This window comes from Streptomyces sp. NBC_00316 (assembly GCF_036158715.1).
Taxonomy (GTDB): domain Bacteria; phylum Actinomycetota; class Actinomycetes; order Streptomycetales; family Streptomycetaceae; genus Streptomyces.
This window is the reverse complement of the sequence record NZ_CP108023.1, coordinates 4074360-4095641: the sequence shown is the minus strand read 5'-3', so window position 1 is coordinate 4095641 and position 21282 is coordinate 4074360. Positions and strand designations below refer to the sequence as shown.

Annotated in this window: 17 protein-coding genes; 8 read left to right on the top strand and 9 right to left on the bottom strand. The window is 72.7% G+C overall.

The window, feature by feature from the left end; genetic code table 11:
• Positions 1-12: 12 nt before the first annotated feature.
• From OG878_RS18190 to OG878_RS18175, 4 genes are all read right to left on the bottom strand, one after another.
• Positions 13-1041 carry a DUF2891 domain-containing protein gene (locus tag OG878_RS18190; protein WP_328887765.1) on the bottom strand — a complete coding sequence of 343 codons (1029 nt, stop codon included), beginning with the start codon at positions 1039-1041 and terminating at the stop codon, positions 13-15.
• 85 nt (positions 1042-1126) lie between these two features.
• A complete protein-coding gene (locus OG878_RS18185; protein ID WP_328887764.1) occupies positions 1127-2095 on the bottom strand; it encodes a DUF979 domain-containing protein in 969 nt (322 codons plus the stop codon).
• The gene (locus tag OG878_RS18180; protein WP_328887763.1) at positions 2092-2823 is read right to left on the bottom strand and encodes a DUF969 domain-containing protein; all 732 of its coding nucleotides are present in this window, start codon (positions 2821-2823) and stop codon (positions 2092-2094) included. Before OG878_RS18180 ends, OG878_RS18185 begins: the two co-directional genes overlap by 4 nt.
• A gap of 359 nt (positions 2824-3182) precedes the next feature.
• Complete coding sequence (locus OG878_RS18175) at positions 3183-3899, bottom strand: GntR family transcriptional regulator (protein WP_328887762.1); 717 nt, start codon at positions 3897-3899, stop codon at positions 3183-3185.
• Positions 3900-4073: 174 nt separating this feature from the next.
• Here OG878_RS18175 and OG878_RS18170 point away from each other — a divergent pair, with 174 nt between their 5' ends.
• The 3 genes from OG878_RS18170 to OG878_RS18160 are packed head-to-tail and all read left to right on the top strand — an operon-like array spanning position 4074 to position 6453.
• On the top strand, positions 4074-4823 hold the full coding sequence (locus OG878_RS18170; RefSeq protein WP_328891287.1) for a LamB/YcsF family protein: 750 nt from the start codon (positions 4074-4076) through the stop codon (positions 4821-4823).
• A complete protein-coding gene (locus tag OG878_RS18165; RefSeq protein ID WP_328887761.1) occupies positions 4820-5596 on the top strand; it encodes a 5-oxoprolinase subunit B family protein in 777 nt (258 codons plus the stop codon). The genes OG878_RS18170 and OG878_RS18165 overlap by 4 nt, the downstream gene beginning before the upstream one ends.
• Positions 5593-6453 carry a biotin-dependent carboxyltransferase family protein gene (locus OG878_RS18160; RefSeq protein ID WP_328887760.1) on the top strand — a complete coding sequence of 287 codons (861 nt, stop codon included), beginning with the start codon at positions 5593-5595 and terminating at the stop codon, positions 6451-6453. Before OG878_RS18165 ends, OG878_RS18160 begins: the two co-directional genes overlap by 4 nt.
• 30 nt (positions 6454-6483) lie before the next feature.
• Here the strand turns inward: OG878_RS18160 and OG878_RS18155 are convergent, their stop codons facing one another.
• The gene (locus tag OG878_RS18155) at positions 6484-8697 is read right to left on the bottom strand and encodes a heavy metal translocating P-type ATPase (RefSeq protein WP_443049258.1); all 2214 of its coding nucleotides are present in this window, start codon (positions 8695-8697) and stop codon (positions 6484-6486) included.
• A 331-nt stretch (positions 8698-9028) separates the two neighbouring features.
• On the opposite strand from OG878_RS18155, the gene OG878_RS18150 reads away from it, so the two are divergent.
• Positions 9029-9718 carry a copper homeostasis protein CutC gene (locus tag OG878_RS18150; protein WP_328887758.1) on the top strand — a complete coding sequence of 230 codons (690 nt, stop codon included), beginning with the start codon at positions 9029-9031 and terminating at the stop codon, positions 9716-9718.
• A 294-nt stretch (positions 9719-10012) separates the two neighbouring features.
• On the opposite strand, the gene OG878_RS18145 is transcribed toward OG878_RS18150, so the two are convergent.
• Positions 10013-10873, bottom strand: a complete 861-nt coding sequence (locus tag OG878_RS18145; RefSeq protein WP_328887757.1) for a MurR/RpiR family transcriptional regulator — start codon at positions 10871-10873, stop codon at positions 10013-10015.
• 95 nt (positions 10874-10968) lie between these two features.
• Here OG878_RS18145 and OG878_RS18140 point away from each other — a divergent pair, with 95 nt between their 5' ends.
• Positions 10969-11931: an N-acetylglucosamine kinase gene (locus OG878_RS18140; RefSeq protein WP_328887756.1), complete on the top strand. Its 963-nt coding sequence runs from the start codon at positions 10969-10971 to the stop codon at positions 11929-11931.
• Between the two features lie 71 nt (positions 11932-12002).
• Positions 12003-12767 (top strand): SIS domain-containing protein, encoded by a 765-nt coding sequence (locus OG878_RS18135; protein ID WP_328887755.1) that lies wholly within the window; start codon positions 12003-12005, stop codon positions 12765-12767.
• A gap of 232 nt (positions 12768-12999) precedes the next feature.
• Here OG878_RS18135 and OG878_RS18130 read toward each other — a convergent pair whose 3' ends face one another.
• On the bottom strand, positions 13000-15072 hold the full coding sequence (locus OG878_RS18130; protein WP_328887754.1) for a HelD family protein: 2073 nt from the start codon (positions 15070-15072) through the stop codon (positions 13000-13002).
• Between the two features lie 352 nt (positions 15073-15424).
• Here OG878_RS18130 and OG878_RS18125 point away from each other — a divergent pair, with 352 nt between their 5' ends.
• Positions 15425-15622: a hypothetical protein gene (locus tag OG878_RS18125; RefSeq protein WP_328887753.1), complete on the top strand. Its 198-nt coding sequence runs from the start codon at positions 15425-15427 to the stop codon at positions 15620-15622.
• 203 nt (positions 15623-15825) lie between these two features.
• Here the strand turns inward: OG878_RS18125 and OG878_RS18120 are convergent, their stop codons facing one another.
• Entirely contained in the window at positions 15826-17469 is a 1644-nt protein-coding gene (locus OG878_RS18120; RefSeq protein ID WP_328887752.1) for a DNA repair helicase XPB, read from the bottom strand.
• A gap of 135 nt (positions 17470-17604) precedes the next feature.
• Entirely contained in the window at positions 17605-20064 is a 2460-nt protein-coding gene (locus tag OG878_RS18115) for a helicase C-terminal domain-containing protein (RefSeq protein WP_328887751.1), read from the bottom strand.
• 76 nt (positions 20065-20140) lie between these two features.
• On the opposite strand from OG878_RS18115, the gene OG878_RS18110 reads away from it, so the two are divergent.
• Positions 20141-21223: a hypothetical protein gene (locus tag OG878_RS18110; protein ID WP_328887750.1), complete on the top strand. Its 1083-nt coding sequence runs from the start codon at positions 20141-20143 to the stop codon at positions 21221-21223.
• Positions 21224-21282: the final 59 nt, after the last annotated feature.

Here is a 21282-nt window from a genome sequence, read left to right as displayed (position 1 = left end):
GCGCCGGACCGGTCAGTGGCCGGGCGGGGTGTCCAGGGCCAGTGCGGCGAAGGTGGCCAGCCAGTGGTCCGTGCTGAAGTCACCGGAGGAGACCGTGGGCAGGCCGACGGCGAGGTGGGCCTCGGCCGAAGCGGTCAGAGCGGTGCGGGCGGGGCCGTCGCCCAGTGCGTCGCCGATCGTGCGGAGAGCCGCTGCCCGGCTCAGGGTGAGGCCCAGGAGGTGGCCGATCTGCGGGTCCGAGTGGTCGGAGACCACGGGCGGGGTGAGCAGCGGCGAGTCCGTCAGCCCCGGCAGGAACCCGGCCAACCAGGTCCGGAACTCGGCGGCGGGGAGCACCCGGCGCATCGCGTCCGCCTCGGTCAGGGCGGGGGAGAGGAAGTCCTGGCCGGACGGCTCCCAGTGGGCGGGGGCGTCGTGGTCCTCGGCGAACCAGGTGCGCAGCCGGTCGGCCACCGCGTCGAGGACCGGGCGGGGCAGCCCGGCGCGCTCGCCGGCGTCCAGGACCATGCCCAGACCGAAGGCGCTGTTGGGGTGGATGCCGTGCCGGATCGGGTACGTAGCCTTGGGCAGCCAGACGGTGAGGAGTTCGCCGACCGTCTCCACGGCGGGCGCGAGGGCGTCGGCCCAGCGGTCGCCCTCGGGGGTGGCGAGCGCACGGCACTCCGCCGCCAGCGCCACCAGCCACGCCCAGCCGTAGGGGCGTTCGAAGTGCGGGCGCTTGCGGAGATACGCCGCCTCGACGGCGAGGTTCTCCGGGGTGAGGTGGGAGTCCAGCACCTCGTGGACACGGGTGGTGACCGTGGCCGGCAGATCGCCGGTGGTGGAGAAGCGGCGCAGCAGGCGGACGAGCAGCCAGTGCATGTGCACGGTGGAGTGCCAGTCGTACCCCCCGTAGAAGGCGGGGTGCAGGGTGCGGGGCGCGACCAGTTCCTCGGGGCCGGCGTACAGGTGGGCGGGGGCGTTGGGGTACTCGCGTACGACGTTGGCGAGGGCCAGTTCCGCGAAGGGGACGGCGTACGCGGCAGGGAGCGCGGGGGACATCGGGGTCACTCCAGAGGGGTGGGCGAGCGGCTCGGGTCAAGGGGCGGCTCGGATCAGGGGTGATTCGGGTCAGGGGCGGCCCGGGTCAGAAGGCGAAGAGGGCCATGATCGCGACGTTGCAGACCAGCAGCGCCGCTGCGGTGGGGAGCTGGGCCTTGATCGGGCCGTACTGGTCCTTGAGTTCGAGCAGGGCGGCGGGAACCAGGTTGAAGTTGGCGGCCATCGGGGTGACGAGGGTGCCGCAGAAGCCGCAGAGCATGCCGATCGCGAGGATCGCGGGCGCGTTGCCGTTCATCTGCTGGATGAGGACGGGCCAGCCGATCGCGGCGGTCATCACCGGGAACGCGGCGAAGGCATTGCCCATGACGATGGTGAACAGCGCCATGCCGCAGCAGTAGACGGCCACGGCCACGAACTTCTGGCCGTCCGGCAGCACCGCCTCGGTGATCCTGCCGACCTGCTCGCCGACGCCGGCGGACTGGAAGATCGAGCCGAGGACCGCGAGCAGCTGGGGCAGGATCAGCGCCCAGCCCATCGATTCGAGCATGTTGCGACCGGAGTGCAGCGGTACGGAGATCCTCCGCTCGCGCAGCAGCACCATGCCGACGACCAGCGCGGCGATGGCGCCGACGCCGAGGCCGAGGATGGTCTCGTACCCCGGTTCCAGGACCGGTTCGCCACCGATCTTCCAGTTCTTCACGAGCGTCGCGCAGATCATCGCGACAACGGGGATGGTGAGGGCCGGAAGGAACAGCTTGTTGCCGAAACGGGCGGCCGAGGCCGCACGCTTCTCGCGGGGCGGGGTGTGCGATGCGCCCTTGCCGGTGAGTCCGCAGCCGCCCAGGACGATCAGGATCAGGACGGCGACGCCCAGCGGCTCGGCGGGGAGGGACTTGTCGACGACTCCGGTGGAGTAGAAGAACGCGGCGCCCAGCAGACCCCAGAAGCCGGCCGAGCCGAAGCGCTTGGGGTTGGTGCGGTCCATGACCATCTGCGCGGCCATGACGAGGAACACCGCGCCGACCAGCCAGAAGAAGTACTCGGACTTGATCACTTGGCGTCCTCCGTCCGGAGCCCGGCGTGCGTCGTCAGGTCGTTCTCGGCGGCGGCGACGGCGAGTTCGCGCTCCAGCTGCCGGTCCAGGTTGAGCAGGCGGGCCCCGTGGATCAGGAAGGCGCAGATCGCGGAGGGGATCGCCCACAGGGCCAGGTGCAAGGGCTCGAGGTGCTGGTCGTACGTGGAGTTCACGAATCCGGTGATCAGCAGGATCGATCCGATGGCGATGAAGCAGTCCTCACCGAAGAACACACCGATGGTGTCGGCGCCGGACGCGTGCGAGCGGACCTTCTCGCGCAGCTTCTCCGGCAGCGGACGACCCGCCTTCGCCTCGGCGGCGGCCTCGGCCATCGGGGCGATCAGCGGCCGCACACTCTGCGCCGGGCCGCCGATGCTGGTGAGGCCGACGGAGGCGGTGAGCTGCCGTATCAGCAGGTATAGCGCCAGGAAGCGGCCGGTGGTCAGCCTGCTCAGCTTGCCGATGAGGGTACGGGCCTGCTCCTGGAGTCCGTACCGCTCAAGAAGCCCGATGACGGGCAGGGTGATGACGAAGACGGTCACGGAGCGCGCGGAGGCGAAGCTGTTGCCGAACGAGGCGAGCACCTCCTGCGGGGAGAGCTTGCCGAGCAGCCCTGTGACGATGCCTGCGACACCCACCACGAGGAGGGGATTGCGGCGGGTGGCGAATCCGAGGATCACCACGAGCACGCCGAGGAGAACGATCACGCGTCGGCCTTCTTCCGCGCATGGACGTGCAGGCAGGCCTGCTCGGTCCTGATCAGACGGGGGGTAGTGCGCGAGACACTAGGCGATTGTTCAACAAACCCACAAGGGTGTGAGCTACATGGATAGCAAAGCGTGAGGTCAGGCCGTGGCGTGGCCGGGGCGCGGGGTGCCTGGCTCGGTCGGTTCAGGTGAAAAATGGCGCCACATGTTCCTGATCTGCCGCTTCGTCCGGAGAGGAGTCCGGCGCGAGGCGTGAGGGGCGGGGTCCGGGGGATGGTGCGGATTGTGGAACGTCCGATGCGGCGCATGGGCCGGCGCCGGTGAAGCGCGGGGTCACGCGGAGGGCCCCCGGGTCGGGGCTATCGCGTGGTCAGGCGCTCCGCGTACGCCTCCGCCAGCTGGCGCCGTGAGTCCTCCAGGTAGAAGGCCAGCATCCGCTCGGCGCCCGCCGCGTCGCCCTCGGCGAGTCTGTTCGCGATCTCCCTGTTCCGGGTGAGGTAGGGCTCGTGGAACCGGCGCGGGTCGGCCATCACATGGAAGGCCAGCCGCAGTTCGGCGAGGACGCTGCGCATCAGCTCGTCCGTGCGGGGACTGCTCGCGAGACCGGCCAGGGCCTGGTGGAAACGGATGTTGGCGGTCGAGCAGCCGGGCCAGTCGTTCGCCAGTGCCGCCTGCTCGCCCGTCGACACGGCGGCTTCGACGGCCGTCAGGTCGTACGGCGGCTCGCCCAGCGTCCGCAGAGCGGCGCACTCGACGAGCAGCCGGACCCGGTAGATGTCCACGAGGTCGTCGACGGCGAGGATGCGGACGAAGACGCCCTTGTTGAGCCGGTGCTCCAGGAGGCGTTCGTGCGAGAGCAGGCGGAACGCCTCGCGCAAGGTGTTCCGGGAGACGGCGAGAGCGCCGCTGATGCTCTCCTCGGAGAGCCGGCTGCCCGGCGGGAAGTAACCTTCGGTGATCCGGTCCCGGAGGATGGCGGCGACCCGCTCGGCGGTACCGGACCGGGCCAGGGAGGCGCTGTCCGCCGCCAGTTCCGAGAGATCCGGAGAAGTCCGGCCGCCCGCAGTCCCCGCCATGCCCCGTCCCCTGCCTGTTGCCGTGCGCGTCGTCCGGTGCGCACTCTGTGCCCAGTGAACCGTACGGGCGTCTCACTCCCCAAGCCGGGTCTTGTCAGATTGTTGAACAATCGCTAGCGTGCGCCCGTGATGGATCTGACGAACCCGGCGAGCGCGACGAACCAGACGAACCCGATGGATCTCAACGCGGATCTCGGCGAAGGGTTCGGGCGCTGGACCCTCACCGATGACGAAGCGCTGCTCGACTGCGTCACCAGCGCCAATGTGGCCTGCGGGTTCCATGCGGGCGATGCCTCCGTGATGCGGCGGGTCTGCGACACCGCGGCCGCCAGGGGCGTCCGGATCGGCGCCCAGGTCGCCTACCGCGACCTGGCCGGCTTCGGGCGTCGCTCCATGGATGTGCCACCGGCCGAACTCACCGCCGAGATCGCCTACCAGATCGGCGCCCTGCGGGTCTTCGCCGAAGCCGCCGGCTCCACGGTCGCGTACGTCAAACCGCACGGCGCCCTCTACAACCGCGCCGTCTGGGACGACGACCAGGCCGCGGCCGTGGTCGAGGGCGTCCGGCTGGCAGGCGGGGACCTGGCGGTCCTCGGACTCCCCGGTTCGCGCCTGCTCGCCCACGCCGCGGCCGCGGGTCTCGTCGCGGTCGAAGAGGCCTTCGCCGACCGCGCGTACACCCCGCAGGGCACGCTGGTGCCACGGAGCGAGCCCGGCGCGGTGCTGCACGACGAGGACGAAGTCGTACGCCGCAGTGTCGGGATGGCGGTGGACCGGGGCGTCACCGGCGTGGACGGCAGCCAGATACCGGTCGCGGCACGCTCGCTGTGCGTCCACGGCGACACCCCGGGCGCGGCCGCGCTGGCCCGCAGGATCAGAGCCGCGCTCGAAGCAGCGGGCGTGGCCGTGCGGGCATTCGCATGAGCACGGGCACGGGTGCCGCGCGGGCGGTCCCGGCCGAGCGGGGCGCCCTTGCGGGGCGGTCGTGCGACGCGACGGCGTCGCGGGAGGTGAGCGCCCGCCCGCCCGCCGACGCGAGCACCGCGGACGGCATCAGCGTTCTTCCCGCCGGGTCCGGAGCGCTGCTCGTCGAGCTGTCCTGCGGTGAGCACGCCGAGGCCTTTCACGCCGAGCTGCTGCGGCGCCGGGCGCGCGGCGAACTGCCCGCCGTACGCGAGATCGTTCCCGGTGCCCGGACCGTCCTGCTCAACGGCATCGCGGACGGCACTGCGGACGGCAGCGCGCGGCTCGCCCGGGAACTCCTCACCTGGCGGATACCGCCGCTGCGGCGCGACACCGGGGAAGCCGTGGAGATCCCCGTCGTCTACGACGGCCCGGACCTCGCCGACGTCGCGGCGGCCTGGGGCGTCACCGTCGCCGATGTGCCCCGCATCCACGCCGGGACCGAATTCCGCGTGGCCTTCTGCGGGTTCGCCCCCGGCTTCGGCTACCTCACCGGCCTCCCCGACCACCTGCACACACCGCGCCGCGCCACTCCGCGCACCAGGGTTCCGGCCGGTGCGCTGGCCCTCGCCGGGGCGTACACCGGGGTGTACCCGCGCCCGTCGCCCGGCGGCTGGCAGATCATCGGGCGGATGCCCGAACCGGGCGAACTGTGGAACCCGGCCCGCGAACCGGCCGCCCTTCTGAGCCCCGGGGCCCGGGTGCGCTTCGTCGCGGCGGAGGTGCGGCCGTGACCGGTGCCATCGAGGTGGTCCGGGCCGGAGCCCTGACCACCGTCCAGGACGCGGGCCGTGTCGGCTGGGCGCACCTCGGGGTGCCGCGCGCCGGGGCCCTGGACGCCCCCTCCCGCCGGCTCGCGAACAGGCTGGCCGGAAACCCTGCGGACGCGGCACTGCTGGAGACGACCGTGACCGGTTGCGCGGTCCGCCCGGACCGGCCCGTGGTCGCCGTCGTCGGCGGTGCGCCCTGCCGGGTCACGGTCGACGGGCGGCCCGTGGCCTGGGGGGCACCCGTGCACATACCTGCGGGCGCGGTGCTCGACGCAGGCCCCGCGGTGCAGGGGCTGCGCAGCTATCTGGCCTTCGGGGGCGGCCTGCTGCCGGAACCGGTGCTGGGCAGCAGGTCCGCGGACCTGCTCTCCGGGCTCGGCCCGGCTCCGCTGCGCGACGGGGACGTACTGCCGGTGGGCCACGAGGCGCCGAGGCCCGTGGCCGCCGACGTCGTGCCCTGGCCGGCCGCGCCAAGCGAACTCGTTCTTCCCGTACGCCTCGGCCCCCGCCACACCTGGTTCACGGATGAGGCGCTGCGCACGCTCACCACGGCCACGTACCGGGTCTCGCCGCACAGCAACCGGATCGGCCTGCGCACGGAGGGCCCGGCCCTCGCGCGCGCCCGCGAGGGCGAACTGCCCAGTGAGGGGATGGTGCTCGGCGCCATTCAGGTGCCGCCGGACGGCCGCCCGGTGGTGTTCCTCAACGACCATCCGACGACCGGGGGCTACCCGGTCGTCGGTGTCGTGCACGAGACCGCACTCGCGGGGGCGGCACAGGCGGTGCCAGGGACCCGGGTGCGGTTCGTAGGCGCGGGCTGAGCACCGGCCCCGTCGGGCCGGTGCGTGGTCCTACGCGGCCGCTCCGAACCCCCGCAGCCGCAGTGAGTTCCCTACCACGAACACCGACGACAACGCCATCGCCGCCCCCGCGATCATCGGGTTCAGCAGCCCCGCCGCCGCCAGCGGCAGCGCCGCCACGTTGTAGGCGAACGCCCAGAACAGGTTCGTACGGATCGTCCCCAGCGTCCTCCGCGCCAGCCTGATGGCGTCCGCCGCCACCCGCAGGTCCCCGCGGACCAGCGTCAGGTCACCGGCCTCGATCGCCGCGTCCGTGCCCGTGCCCATCGCCAGACCCAGGTCGGCCCGGGCCAGCGCGGCCGCGTCGTTGATCCCGTCGCCGACCATCGCGACCGAACGGCCCTGTGCCTGCAGCCGCTCGACGACCTCGACCTTGCCCTCGGGCATGACCTCCGCGTACACGTCGTCCCGGCCGATCCCGACCTCTGCCGCGACCGACTCCGCCACCGCCCGGTTGTCCCCGGTGAGGAGGATGGGCGTCAGGCCCAGGGCCCGCAGCCGTGCGATCGCCTCCGCGCTGGTGTCCTTCACCGCGTCGGCGACTTCGAGGACCGCGCGGGCCTCGCCGTCCCAGGCGACCGCGATCGCCGTGCGGCCCGCGGCCTCCGACTCGGCCTTGTGGCGGGCCAGTTCGGCGGGCAGGTGGATCTCCCACTCGGCGAGCAGCTGCTCGCGGCCGACCAGGACCGCATGGCCCTCGACGACGCCCTGGACGCCGAGGCCCGCGAGTGCGCTGAAGTCCTCGGCGGTGGGGAGGGGGGTGGTGGTGCGTTCGGCGGCCCCGGTGGCGATGGCGCGGGCGATGGGGTGTTCGGAGGCGTGCTCCAGGGCGCCGGCCAGGCGGAGGGCGGTTGTCGCATCGGTGCCGGGGGTGGTGTGGACGGCCTGGAGCGTCATACGGCCGGTGGTGACGGTGCCGGTCTTGTCCAGGACGATCGTGTCGATCCGGCGCGTGGTTTCCAGCACCTCGGGGCCCTTGATCAGGATGCCGAGCTGGGCGCCGCGTCCCGTACCGACCATGAGGGCCGTGGGTGTGGCGAGGCCCAGGGCGCACGGGCAGGCGATGATCAGTACGGAGACGGCGGCGGTGAACGCGGCCGTGAGACCCGATCCGGTGGCCAGCCAGACGCCGAGTGTGCCGAGGGCCAGAGCGATGACGACCGGGACGAAGACCGCGGAGATCCGGTCCGCGAGGCGCTGGGCCGCCGCCTTGCCGTTCTGCGCGTCCTCGACGAGCTTCGCCATCCGGGCGAGCTGGGTGTCGGCGCCGACCCGGGTGGCTTCGACGACGAGGCGGCCGCCCGCGTTGAGCGTGGCACCGGTGACCGCGTCGCCGACGGCGACCTCCAGGGGTACCGACTCGCCGGTGAGCATCGACGCGTCCACGGCGGAGCTGCCCTCGACGACCGTGCCGTCGGTGGCGATCTTCTCGCCGGGGCGGACCAGGAACCGGTCACCGACCCGCAGGTCGGCCGTCGGCACGGTGAGCTCCAGGCCCCCGCGCAGGACGGTGACCTCCTTCGCGCCGAGCTCCAGGAGCGCGGTCAGTGCCGCGCCCGCCTTCCGCTTGGAGCGGGCCTCGAACCAGCGGCCGGCCAGGATGAACGCAGTGACTCCGGCGGCGGCCTCCAGATAGATGTTCCCGGCGCCGTCACTGCGGCCGATCGTCAGCTCGAACGGGTGCGTCATCCCGGTCATCCCGGCGGTGCCGAAGAACAGCGCCCACACCGACCACAGGAACGCCGCCGAGGTGCCGACCGAGATCAGGGTGTCCATCGTCGCCGCGCCGTGCCGCGCGTTCGTCCACGCGGCACGGTGGAAGGGCCAGCCGGCGTAGGTGACGACCGGGGCGGCGAGGGTGAGGGAGAGCCACTGCCAGTTGTCGAACTGGAGCACAGGGATCATCGACATCGCGATCACCGGCACGGCCAGCACCACGGCGGTGACCAGCCGCTGCCGCAGCCGGGTCAGCTCGTCGGGGCCCGGCGCCTCCTCGGTGGGCGCGGCGTCGCCGCGTACGGGGGGAGGGGGCTGCTGCGCCGTGTAGCCGGTCTTCTCGACCGTGGCGATCAGGTCCTGTACGGAGACGTCCTCGCCCCGGTACCTGACCCTGGCCTTCTCGGTGGCGTAGTTGACGGTGGCCTCGACGCCGTCCATCCGGTTGAGCTTCTTCTCGATGCGGGCCGCGCACGAGGCACAGGTCATGCCGCCGATGGCGAGCTCGACCTCTGTGGCGGTGCCGGTGCCGGTGTGCTTTCCGGGGGCGGCGGTCTGCGCGGACACGGGGTCCTCCTGCTGTTGCCGGGATTTATACCCCCAGGGGGTATCTCCTTCTAGGGTCAGGATATACCCCCTCCCCCTATATTGCGCAAGGGTGGAATCCGTGGGCGAGGTGCGGGGTGCGCGGGTCCGGTCGCCGGGAGGGCGTCTGACCTCGCGTATTTTCACGTCACGGCGAGGCTGCGCCCTCGGCCGTTCGCGCCGTAGGCTGGCATTGGACTAGACCTATAGCTGTCTCCTGGAGGATTGGGGTCCCATGAGCAACCGTGCAGTCCTGGAGGTGATCGCTCTCGACGCGGAGGACGCGGTCGCTGCCCAGTCGGGTGGTGCGGACCGGCTCGAGCTGGTCACCGACATGGCGGCGGACGGCCTGACCCCGTCCTGTGCGACCTTCGCGAAGATCCGGGCTGCGGTGGACATCCCGTTGCGGGTGATGCTCAGGGTGGCAGACGGGTTCGCGGCCGGTGACATCGACGTACTCGTGGGCAGGGCGCGTGAGCTGCGGGCGGAGGGCGCGGACGAATTCGTCCTCGGTTTCCTCGACACGGACGGCCGCCCCGATCTGGTCGCCGTCGAACGGCTCGTCGCGGAGCTGGACGGCTGCCGCTGGACGTTCCACCGGGCCATCGACCGCGCAGCGGACCGGGACGGCCTGCGCAAGGCGCTCGCAGGTCTGCCGGGACTGGACACCTATCTCACCGCGGGTTCCGCGCAGGGGGTGGACGGCGGCATCCCGACACTGCTGACCGAGGCGGCACGCAAGGGGGAGCCGGGGTACGAGCCGCAGATCCTGGTGGGCGGCGGGTTGCGGCTGGAGCATCTGCCGCAGCTGCTGGCCGCCGGCATCGACGCGGTGCACATCGGCGGCGCGGCCCGTCCGGCCGGGTGGTCGGGGCCGGTGGATGTGGCCGCGGTGCGGGAGTGGCGCACGGTCCTCGACGCGTAGGCGGGGAATGCTGTGCGCCCGGCAGGGGCGCCGCGGGTTCGGGGCGTCGGCGACAGCCGTACCCGCGGGCGCGCTCAGCCGTTTGCGCTGCGGATCGGAGCCTGGCTCGCGCCCGCGGCCTCGCGCGCGAGCCGGCGGTCGGGACCGGTGCACGCCGAACGGGCGTGTGGAGGTTCACGACCGGGTTCCGGGTCGGTCCGGCGCCGCCCGGCCGGTTCCCCGTATGGAGGATGGGCTTCCGGCGGGAGCGCGACGGCGGGCTGCTCCTCGCCGCCTGGCCGGGGGCGCTCGGAGTCACGCCCGTCGGCGCGCCCTGGCCGAGTGTTCCTCGCGGATGTGCGCGGTCAGGGTGATCGACGCGGTGGCCCGTTCGTAGGAGAGCTGGGCCACGCGCGCGTAGAGGCAGTCGATGATGAACACGACGGAGTGACGTGCCCCGAAGCCGCCGTGCCGGAAGCTCGTCTCCGCCGAGGTCGAGGCGAGGTGGATCTCCGCGGCACGGGCGACGGGTGAGCGCGGGTCCCCGGTGATGGCGATGGTCGTGGCCCCACGTTCGGCCGCGAGTTGGAGGGGGCTCAGCACTTCGCGGGTGCTGCCCGAGTGGGAGAGCGCGATGACCGTGTCGGCGGGCGTGAGGAGCGATGCCGAGGTCTCCGCCGCGTGCACCTCCGTCCAGCCGCGGGCGGGGCAGCCGATGTTGAAGAGGCGGGACTCCGCCTCGCGGGCCAGAACCCCGGACGTCCCCACGCCGTAGACGTCGATGCGGCGTGCCTTGGCGAGGGACTGCGCGGCTCTTTCGAGTGCGGCGCGGTCCAGCCGGTCCCTGGTGCCGCGCAGCGCCTGGAGGTCGGCGTGTGCAATGACGGCGATGACGTGCTCCAGGTCGTCGCCGGGGCCGATGTCGGGTCCCAGCGGCCGCTCCTGCGGGACCTGCCCCTGCTCCTTGGCGAGTTCGAGGAGCAGACCCTGATACGAGTCGAGCCCGACGGCCTGGCAGAAGCGGGTCACGGTTGCCTGCGAGGTGCCGGTGCGCCGCCCGAGATCCGCAGCGGACATCTGGGCCAGTGCCCCCGGGTCGGCCAGGACCAGTTCGCCGACCTTGCGCAGCGAGACGGTCAGCCGGGGCAGTTCGGAGTGGATCAGATCTGTGATCACGGGGGGCTCGGCTCGATTCGAGGCGTCGGGATTCGGTGCCCTTCGGGTTCGGACGATCTCTTGTCCTGCGATGACTCTATCAACCACCATGAAGCGTGATCTCTGAATCCATCGAACAGCGCCTGGTGATCGGAATCGACGCGGGTGGCTCTCGCACGAGGGCCTACTGTGCCGATGCGAACGGCAACGTGATCGGCACGGGGGCCGACGGTCCGGGCAACCCGCTGGGCGTACGGCGGGCCGATCTCGTACGGCACCTGACCCGGGCGATGGAGTCCGCCGTGCCCGCCGGGCTGCGTGGCTCGGTGGTGGCGGTGGCGGGTGGCTTCGCGGGCGCGGGCCCGGGACGCGGGCGGAACGCCGCGGTGTCCTGCCTGGCCGAGGCCCTCGCGGCCCTGGGCATCGACGACGTGGCGACAGGGGTGTACGGGGACGCGGAAGTCGCCTTCGCCTCGGGGCCGGGCATGCCTGCCGACGGACTGATCCTGATCGCCGGAACCGGCGCGGTCGCCGGGCGGGTGAGGGAACGGCGCTGTGTGCGGACCGTGGACGGGCACGGCTGGCTGCTCGGCGACGAGGGCAGCGGGTTCTGGCTCGGGCGCCAAGCGGTGCGGATCGTCGTGCAGGCGCTGGACGGGCGCGGTCCGTGGGGGCCGCTGGCCAGGCTGGTGGTGCACGAGATCACCCCTGGCCGGCCGGGTTCCACGCCCTCTCCGGCGGAGTGCGATCGCCTGCGGGCCGCTGTTGCCGACTGGGCCTACTCGGGACCGCCCGTGGCCCTGGCCCGGCTGAGTCCTCTCGTGGTGGCGGCCGGGGCCGAGGGCGATCAGGCGGCGCTCTCCCTGCTCGACCGCGCCGCCGACGAACTCGCCGGCAAGGTCGGAGCGTTGGCGCCGCGGGGCGGCGAGGTCCTGGTGACCACCGGAGGACTGATCTGCCCCGAGGGGCCACTGGCGGGGCGGTTGGCCGATCGCGTGGAGTCGATGGGGCTGCGCATCGCGGCCGTTCAGGACGGCGCCATCGGCGCGGTGGCGCTGGCCCGTCTCTTGACGACGTGACCGAATTGGTTCAGTGTTTCGGTTCATTCGGAGAATTTTGAATCAGTCAACCGAGTGAGAATGGTGGTCCCATGCCTCAGCCGCGCATCAGTGCGAGCGTGTTCGCCGACCGGGCGCGCGAGTCCCTGGACGGAGCCATCGACGCCAACAAGGACGCGGTGGCCGCCGCGGCCCGCCTGTTCGCGGACTGCGTCAGCGCGAACGGCGTGATCCACGCCTTCGGCACCGGTCACTCCCAGGCCACCGCGATGGAGATCGCCGGCCGCGCCGGCGGCTTCATCCCCACCCACCGGATCGGCCTCCCCGACCTCGTGCTGCGCGGTGGCGAGGACCGCGCCGTACTCGACGACCCGCTGCTGGAGCGACGGCCGGGGCTTGCCGCACGGCTCTACGAATTGAGCACCCCGCAGCCGCAGGACATGTTCGTGATCATCTCCAACTCGGGTGTCAACAACTCGATCGTCGACTTTGCTCATCTGGTGAAGAGCAAGGGTCATCCACTGGTGGCAATCACTTCCATGGAGCACACCCGTTCGGTCCCTGCTCTGCACCCCAGTGGACAGCGGCTCGCCGACCTCGCCGACACCGTGCTCGACAACCACGCGCCCGCCGGCGACGCACTGCTGCCCATGCCCGGGGGCGGCAACGTGTGTGGTGTGTCCACGATCGTCTCCACTTTCCTCGTTCAGATGGCGGTGGCCGAGAGCGTCGCCCTTCTGCTCGCCGAGGGGCACGAAGCGCCCGTGTACATCTCCGCCAACCTGCCGGGCGGCTTCGAACGGAACGCTGTGCTCGAAGCCGAGTACGAGGGGCGCCTGCACCGCGGCGGCCACTGAAACGTCCCCGCGCACGACAGCGGCCGCCGGACCGGGCGGGAGGCCGGCCACCGATCGGCGGCCGGCCCGCAGAGGTGTCGTGGGGCCCTCGTCGTGGTGCGCGAGACAGCGGTATGCGCCGCCCATCGCGTCAACCCCGCCCGGACGCGGTCCACTGGGTGTGGGCCACGCGCTCAGTGGGGCCGGGGACCGGAAACGGAGCGTCCGCCACCGCGCCGGCCCCTGGCCCCGCTCAGGTCAACTCGTCCGGCAGCGGCGCCGCATGAAGCACCATCAGCCCCGACACCGCACGGGTCAGCGCCACGTACAGCCGCCGCAGCCCGGTCCGTTCGTCGGGTTCGCCGTCGACCACCGCCGCCGGTTCGTCCAGCACCACGTAGTCGTACTCCAGGCCCTTCGCCAGCGACGCCGGTACCAGCGTCAGCCGGGACTCGGCCGTCGTCTCCTCGCCCGGGGACAGATAGGCGTGGCCCGCCGCCGTCAGCGCCTGCGCAAGCAGCGGGATCCGCGCGTCCGCCGCGATCAGGCCGATGGAACCCTCCTGCGCCAGCGACTCCTCGCACGCCGCGACCACCGCCGCGTCCAGCTCCGCCGGGCCGGCCACCTCCCGTACCGCCAGCGAACCCGGTGACTCACGCACCGACTCCACCTCCGCCAGGCCCGGCGAGATCACCGGCAGCAGCCGCGACGCGTACGCGATGACCTCCCGAGGCACACGGAAGCCCGCCGTCAGCTCCTCCACCACGGCGTCCCCCTTGCCCAGGTGGTGCAGCGCCTGCGCCCAGCTCTCCGTCGACCACGGCGTCGTCCCCTGCGCCAGGTCGCCCAGCACGGTCGCCGAACCGGTCGTGCAGCGACGGCCCACCGCCCGGTACTGCATGGGGGAGAGGTCCTGCGCCTCGTCGAGGACGACATGGCCGAGCGAGTGCGTGCGTGCCACCAGATCGCTCGCCTCGTCGATCAGCACCGCGTCCGCCGCCGACCACTTCGCCGACTTCACGCTCCGGGCCGGCTTCGTCCACAGGATCGCCTTCTGCTCGTCCTCGGTGAGCAGCCCGTCCGCGTGCGCGGCCAGGAACTCCGGGTCGGAGAGCAGTCGCAGCACCAGCTTGGCCGGGTCGACGGCGGGCCAGATGGCCTTCACGGCCGCCTTGACCGCCGGAGTGCGGGCCACCGCGTTCTGCACCCGGTCGTCGGGGGCTTCGCCGGCCTCCTCCATCCGGACCAGGACGGCGTGCGCGATGCGCTGCGGGAGCGCGTCGTGGGCCGCGCCGTACCGCATGTCGCGGGCCAGCAGCTCGGTGACGATCTCCTCCAGTTCGTACGCGGGCACCCGCCAGCGGCGCGAACCGCGCACCACCATCACCGGCTCCGTCGGCAGGGTCACATGCGAACGGATCGCCCGCCGCAGCACCTCGGCCATGCGGGCATCGCCCTTGACGACGGCCGCCTCCGCCGCGTCCGTGCCCCGCACCTCGACCTGCGCGGCCACCAGATCGTCGACGGTCGCCTGCTTCACCTCCAGCTCACCGAGGGCCGGCAGCACCTGCTCGATGTAGTGGAGGAACGACCGGTTCGGCCCGATGACCAGCGTGCCGGTGCGGGCGAGCCGCTCGCGGTGCGCGTACAGCAGATACGCCACCCGGTGCAGGCCGACGGCGGTCTTGCCGGTACCCGGCCCTCCCTGCACACAGACCGTTCCGCCGAGCCCGCTGCGGACGATCTCGTCCTGCTCGGGCTGGATCGTCGCCACGATGTCGCGCATCGGACCGACGCGAGGCCGCTCGATCTCCGCCTGGAGCAGCTTGCTGGTCTGCGTGGCCTCGGTCGGGTCGGTGAGGTGCTCGTCCTCGTACGCGGTCAGGTCGCCGCCGGTGTACCCGAAGCGACGGCGCTGTCCGACGTCCTGAGGGTCCTTCTTCGAAGCCCGGTAGAACGGCTGCGAGACGGGTGCGCGCCAGTCGATGACCATCGGGTCGCCGTCGGCGTCATGCACGTGGCGGCGCCCGATGTAGAACTGCTCCCCCTCCGCCCCCTCGGCCTGCTCGGCACCGACCGGGTGGAGATAGTCCAGCCGGCCGAAGAAGAGCGGGGTGTGGGAGAGATCGGCGAGGGACTTGATGCGCTCGTCGATCTGGGCCTGCAGGACGGCGGCGTTGACCCAGTTCGCGGTGACATCGCGGATGTCGAGGGCCTGGGCGTCCTCGCGCATGGCGCGCAGCGCGGCGCGGGACGCGGCGAGATGGGCGCGCTCGCGAGCCAGCGGATCGGTGGTGGTATCGCTTTCGTGTTCGTGCGCGGGCACGGTGTTGCCTCCGGCTTTTCAACGCAGGACGGCGGACCGCAGCTCGCTCCCGTTCACTGTCCGGAGGCGATGCGGTCCGCTCGGGGATCGATCACGGTTACGCACGCAGGTGTGCGTACAGCTGTCGGCCGGTTTCCGTCCGGTCGGCGGCGCTCCCCCGGCTGCCGGCGAAGGGCCGGTACCACGGTGCGGGAGGCGGGCAGACCGGCGATTGTATCGACCGCGCCCGCCGGGGGCGAACGAATTCTGCGGCCGCGTCCACCCCGGTCCACCTGCACACACGCCGGCCACCGGTGATTGCGCCGCCGTGGACCGGTGCCTCCACCCGGCCGGGCGCAGGACCATGGAGTACATGAGCACCCCCAGTCCGAACCCCCGAACGGCCGGCCCCGCGCACGGCGCGACCGCGGTCACCGGTCACCCGCCCACCCATCGCGTCGGCGACGCCGTCCGCGCCGTCAAGGTCTTCGCACGGACCGCGGTCGGTGTGGCCGTCCTCGGCGAGTACGCGGAGGAGACGGAGGCGAACATCCACCACCGCGACCACTGAACCGCGACCCCGGTCCGGGCGTCGCCCTGCGAGGGACCGGCTTAGGGCCTCTCGTTTGGATCATGCTGGGCTCGCGGGGCCGGGCACGCACATCTGCCGCGTTGTCGTCAGTCCCCGACGCTCCGCGTCGGCTCCTTCCTCCGCCCTGCAGCTGCACGCACCCGACCCCGCTCCCTGATCCAGCCTGATCCGAACGAAAGACCCTAGTTCTCCGTCAGCAGCTCGTCCGCGTCGACGATCCGGTACGCGTACCCCTGCTCGGCCAGGAACCGCTGGCGGTGGGCCGCGAAGTCCTGGTCGATCGTGTCGCGGGCGACCACCGAGTAGAACCGGGCCTCGTGCCCGTCCGCCTTCGGCCGCAGCACCCGGCCGAGCCGCTGCGCCTCCTCCTGCCGCGAGCCGAACGTCCCCGACACCTGAATGGCGACGGTCGCCTCCGGCAGGTCGATCGAGAAGTTCGCGACCTTCGACACGACGAGGACACTGAGCTCGCCCTCGCGGAACGCGTCGAAGAGCTTCTCCCGCTGCGCATTGCTCGTCTCGCCCTTGATCACCGGGGCGTCGAGATGCTCGCCCAGCTCGTCGAGCTGGTCGATGTACTGCCCGATGACGAGGGTCTGCTCGCCCCGGTGCTTGCGGACCAGCGCCTCCGTGACCTTCCGCTTCGTCGCGGTCGTCGCGCAGAACCGGTACTTCTCCTCGGCCTCGGCGGTCGCGTACGCCAGCCGCTCCGAGTCCGTCAGATTGACCCGGACCTCGACACAGTCGGCAGGCGCGATGTAGCCCTGTGCCTCGATCTCCTTCCACGGTGCGTCGAACCGCTTGGGGCCGATCAGCGAGAAGACGTCCGACTCGCGGCCGTCCTCCCGGACGAGCGTCGCCGTCAGACCGAGCCGCCGCCGCGCCTGCAGATCGGCGGTGAACTTGAAGACGGGGGCGGGCAGCAGATGCACCTCGTCGTAGATCACCAGCCCCCAGTCGCGGGAGTCGAACAGCTCCAGGTGCGGGTAGATGCCCTTCCGGCGGGTCGTCAGCACCTGGTACGTGGCGATCGTGACCGGCCGGATCTCCTTGCGCGTACCGCTGTACTCACCGATCTCGTCCTCGGTCAGCGACGTCCGCTTCACCAGCTCGTGCTTCCACTGACGGGCCGAGACGGTGTTCGTCACCAGGATCAGCGTGGTCGCCTTGGCCTCCGCCATCGCACCGGCCCCGACCAGCGTCTTGCCCGCACCACAGGGCAGTACGACGACGCCGGAGCCACCGTGCCAGAACCCCTCGACGGCCTGCCTCTGGTACGGCCGCAGCGCCCAGCCGTCCTCGGCGAGCTCGATCGGGTGCGCCTCGCCGTCGACGTACCCGGCAAGGTCCTCCGCCGGCCAGCCCAGCTTCAGCAGCGTCTGCTTGATCTGCCCGCGCTCGGACGGGTGCACCGCCACGGTGTCCGGGTCGATCCGTGCCCCGACCAGCGGCTGGACCTTCTTCGACCGGAGGATCTCCTCCAGCACGGGCCGGTCGGTGGAGGTCAGCACCAGCCCGTGGACCGGATGCTTGGAGAGCGTGAGGCGGCCGTACCGGGCCATCGTCTCGGCGATGTCGACGAGCAGCGCGTGCGGCACCGGATAGCGCGAGTACTGCACGAGCGCGTCGACGACCTGCTCGGCGTCGTGCCCGGCGGCGCGTGCGTTCCACAGGCCGAGCGGGGTCAGCCGGTAGGTGTGGATGTGCTCCGGCGCCCGCTCCAGTTCCGCGAAGGGCGCGATCGCACGACGGCAGGCATCGGCCTGGTCGTGGTCGACCTCCAGGAGCAGCGTCTTGTCACTTTGGACGATGAGGGGTCCGGTCACGCGTCTCGGCCCTTTCTACGGGGTGCGGCCACCTGTGCGGCCAAACGTCCAGTGTGCCGCATGTGGGGTCGGTGGCGCGTAGATGTCGGCGAGCAGCCGCTGCGGCCATGGTCCGTCGGCCGGTCACCCGGGACGTCAGGCGTCTTCGGCGTCGGCCAGTTCGGCGACACCGGTGATGCGGTGCAGCGGGTACGTGCGGACCTCGTCGGCCGTGTGGTCGTACGCCGTCACGAAGCCGCCCTCCACCCGGACCGGGGCGATGACCCGCTGGCTGGCCGCGCCGTCCGCGTTGACGTAGCCGATCCATACGGCCGAGCCCGTCATCGCCGCCGCCTGGACCGTGGCCAGGGTCTCCGCGGAGGTCGTACGGGGCAGGGAGCCGGCCGGGGCGGCGGGGGTGCTGTCCGCGTCCTTGCGGACGACCGTCGCGGCCGTGTCGCCGGCGCGGATCGCCCGTACCGCCGCGCCCAGCAGCGTTCCGTCCGGGACCGGCGGGCCCTCGGGCACGGGGACGGGGGGTGTACGGGGCGGGGTGCGGCGGGTGCCGGCGCGGGTGATCAGGACGTCGCCCTCGGCGGATTCGGCGGCCGGGGCGTAGCCCATCTCGCGCAGTCCTTCGAGCAGGGACGCCGGGTCGATCTGGGCGGCCAGTGCCGTCGGCGCGAGGCGGCGCAGGCGCAGGGTGGCCGAGCGCCGGTCGGCGAGGATCTCGTTGAGCACGGCCTCGTCGTCGCAGCGCACGTACGCGGACGCGGCGCCGATCCGCAGATGGCCGTGGCGGCGGGCGACGTCGTCGATGAGGTAGCTGAGGGGCTGCGGGACGGGCGTCCGGCTGTGGGCGGCGAGGAACGCGTGCAGATCGGCCGCGGACTGTCCGGCGTCCAGCGCGCGGCGCACGGACCCGGGCGTGAACCGGTAGACCGTCGCGCCACCCTTCGACTCGATTTCCGCGAGGACGGACAGCGTGTCGGCGAGGGGGCGTTCCAGCGGGCCGGGGGCGACGGCCGTCAGGTCGGCCTGGAGCAGGACGTGGCCGAGGGGTTCCGGGATGAGCGGGGCGAGCAGCGCGGCGGCCTTCGCGGGCCCGGAGTCGAGCAGGGCGCGGGACTGGGAGGAGAGCGCGCCACGGCCGGTGATGCCGAGGAGTTCGGACTCGTTCAGCGTCCACAGGGCGATCCGGGAGCGCAGGTCGGTGGTGTCCCCGGCGGACGCGGAGGCGCCGCGCAGCGGCCGTTCCCAGCGGAGCCGGGCCAGCAGTGTCTCCGGGTCCGGTGCGGTGCCGGGGTCGAGCGAGGCGAGCAGGGCCAGGACCCGGCGGCGTACCTCGGGGGCGGCGGAGCGGTCGAGTTCGGGGCCGAGCGCGGACAGGGCCCGGCCCTTGGCGTCCTGACCGCCGACCAGACCGGCGGTGCGGGTCGCGGCGAGCCAGGCGGTGGCGAGGTCCACCCAGCGGTCCTGGACGGGGAGTTCGGTCCAGTCGTCGTACGCGGGCGTCGGTGCGTACCGCTCGTCGGCCTCGCCGTCGGAGGCCAGCAGCCCGGCCGCGTAGGCGAGTTCGAGCCAGAACACGGCGATCGGCTCGGACACGTCGAGGACAGCCGCGATCCGCTTCAGCTCGCGGACGCTGAGGCCGCCGGCCCGCAGTATCGGGGGGCCGCCGCCGTTCCAGCTCGTCAGGAGTTCCTCGACGGTGGACACCGCCAGGAACGCCTGGCCTGCCGCCGCACTGTCCACAGCCTGGGGATCACGCGTCGCGAGCGCCACGACGGCGGGCGGCAGCGGCTCCGGTACGCGGTGGGCACGCCCGGCCCGCAGATGCAGGGCCGCCTCGCGCGGCAGCACGACCGTGCGCGTCGACACCGGCAGCAGCAGGCCGCGGTCGCGCAGCCACTTCACGGGCGGGGTCGGGTTCGGGGTCACTTCCCCGTAGGGCGGGCCCCACACCAGCCGGTCCAGTACGGACAGGGCGTCCACGGGGGCGGTGTCGAGCAGCTCGCCCATCCTGGTGCGGTCGGTGAACAGCGCGGACAGGGAGGCCACTGCCGAGACCGGGTCGTGCGTGGCGGGCAGTCCGGCCGCCACCAGGATCTCCTGGAGCCGGCCCGGCGACATGCCCGACGTGGCCTCGGCGACCGTCGGCCCGAGCCCGGTGGGGGAAGGGTGCTGCGGGGACGGGGCGAGGAGCTCGCGCGCGGTGCGCACCAGGCGCAGCCGGTCGTCCTCGCCCCAGACGAGGGCCTGTTCGCGCAGCGTCGCAAGGGCGCCGGGAGCCGCGTCCCGGATCGCCGCACCCGCGTCGTCGCGGTCCGCGCCGTCGTCCTGGCCGTCGCCGGTGAGCAGGGCGAGCAGCGTGTCGTACGGTGCCGGGTCCGGCGCCACGGCCAGCGCCTCCGCGGTCTGCAGGGCGAACCGGTCGAGGTGCTCCAGCGCGCGGACGACGGAGGCCCGGGTACCGGCCCGTGTCGCGAGCTGGGTGATGTCGTTCGGCACGGGGGACAGCAGATCGGGGCGGGCACGGAGCAGCCCGGCCAACGACTCGTCGTCCCGGGCGCGCAGAGCTTCGGCGAGCGTCCGCGGTGGTGTGGTCATCCCCATCCGTCCCACGGTAGTCGCTCCGGACAGGCCCGAGGGCGCTACCGTCGGTGCAGGCCGGTCAGAGGGGAACCATCGCGTGGGGATCGAGAGCGACCAGCTCGTCTACGACTATCTGAGCCGGGTCGGGGACCTGGCCCAGCAGCACCAGCTGTCCTCGGGCGCCCGGATGCGGCTCGTGGCGGCCCTGCGCACCGAGATCGACCGGCAGCGCGGAAGCCAGGCCACGGACTCGCCGGCGGCGGTGCGGCGCATCATCGGGCGGCTCGGCACGCCCGACGAACTGGTCGCCGCGGCGGCCGGGTCGGCGGACGGAACGGTGACGTTGCCGGGGGCGTCCGGGGGCTCGGCGGAGGGCGGTCCGGAGGCGCGGGGGATCCCGCGGCCGCGCAGGGGGACGCTCCGGAAAGAGAGTTCGCGCAAGGGCGCGTCGGAGGAGGAGCCGGGGGACTCCGGGGGCCCGGGTGCGGCGGCGGGCAATGTGCCGGCGCAGCGGGCGCCGTCGCCGCCGCACATGGCGGGGACGGACGAGTTGGGCACCTCCGGGAGCGAGCCCGACTGGTGGCGTATCGAGCCGGGGCCGTTCGGGGAGGGCGTGGAGGTGCCCGGGTTCGTGGGCGGGGTGGAGATCGCCGAGCTGCTGAAGCAGCCGCGGCCGCCTGCGGATGAGACCGAGGCGGATGAGAGTGCGGATGCGGATGAGGAGGACGACGGCTCCGACGAGGGCGGTGACGAGGGCGGTGACGAGGAGGCGGACGAGGCGGAGCGCGGCCGGTGGCGGCCGCGGCTGCGTCGGCGTACGCCGCGTGAGGGCAGGGGGCTCGGCTTCTCCCACCCGTTGCTGCTGCTCGCTGCCGCACTGCTGGTCACGGGGGCGCTGACCGGGTCCTGGGTGGCCCTGGCGGGCGGCTGGCTGCTGGCGTACGGCTCACGCACGCTCTCGCGCACGGAGGCGAAACTGGCCGCGATGTGGCTGCCGGGCATGGTCGCGGCGGGCGGACTGGTCTGGCTGTGGGGGCGGATGGACGGGCGCTGGGGCGAGCCGATCCCGGAGGACGGGATGACGGAGGCGCTGAGCGGCGTGTGGCCTGTGGTGGTGCGCGGGGCGGCGGTGGCGTCGGCGGTGTTCCTGGTGTGGCGGGCGCGGAGGCGGGTGGGGTAGGCGCGGATGAGGTGCCGTGTCCCCGTCCGGGGTGGGTTCCGTCCTCAATTCCATGGGCC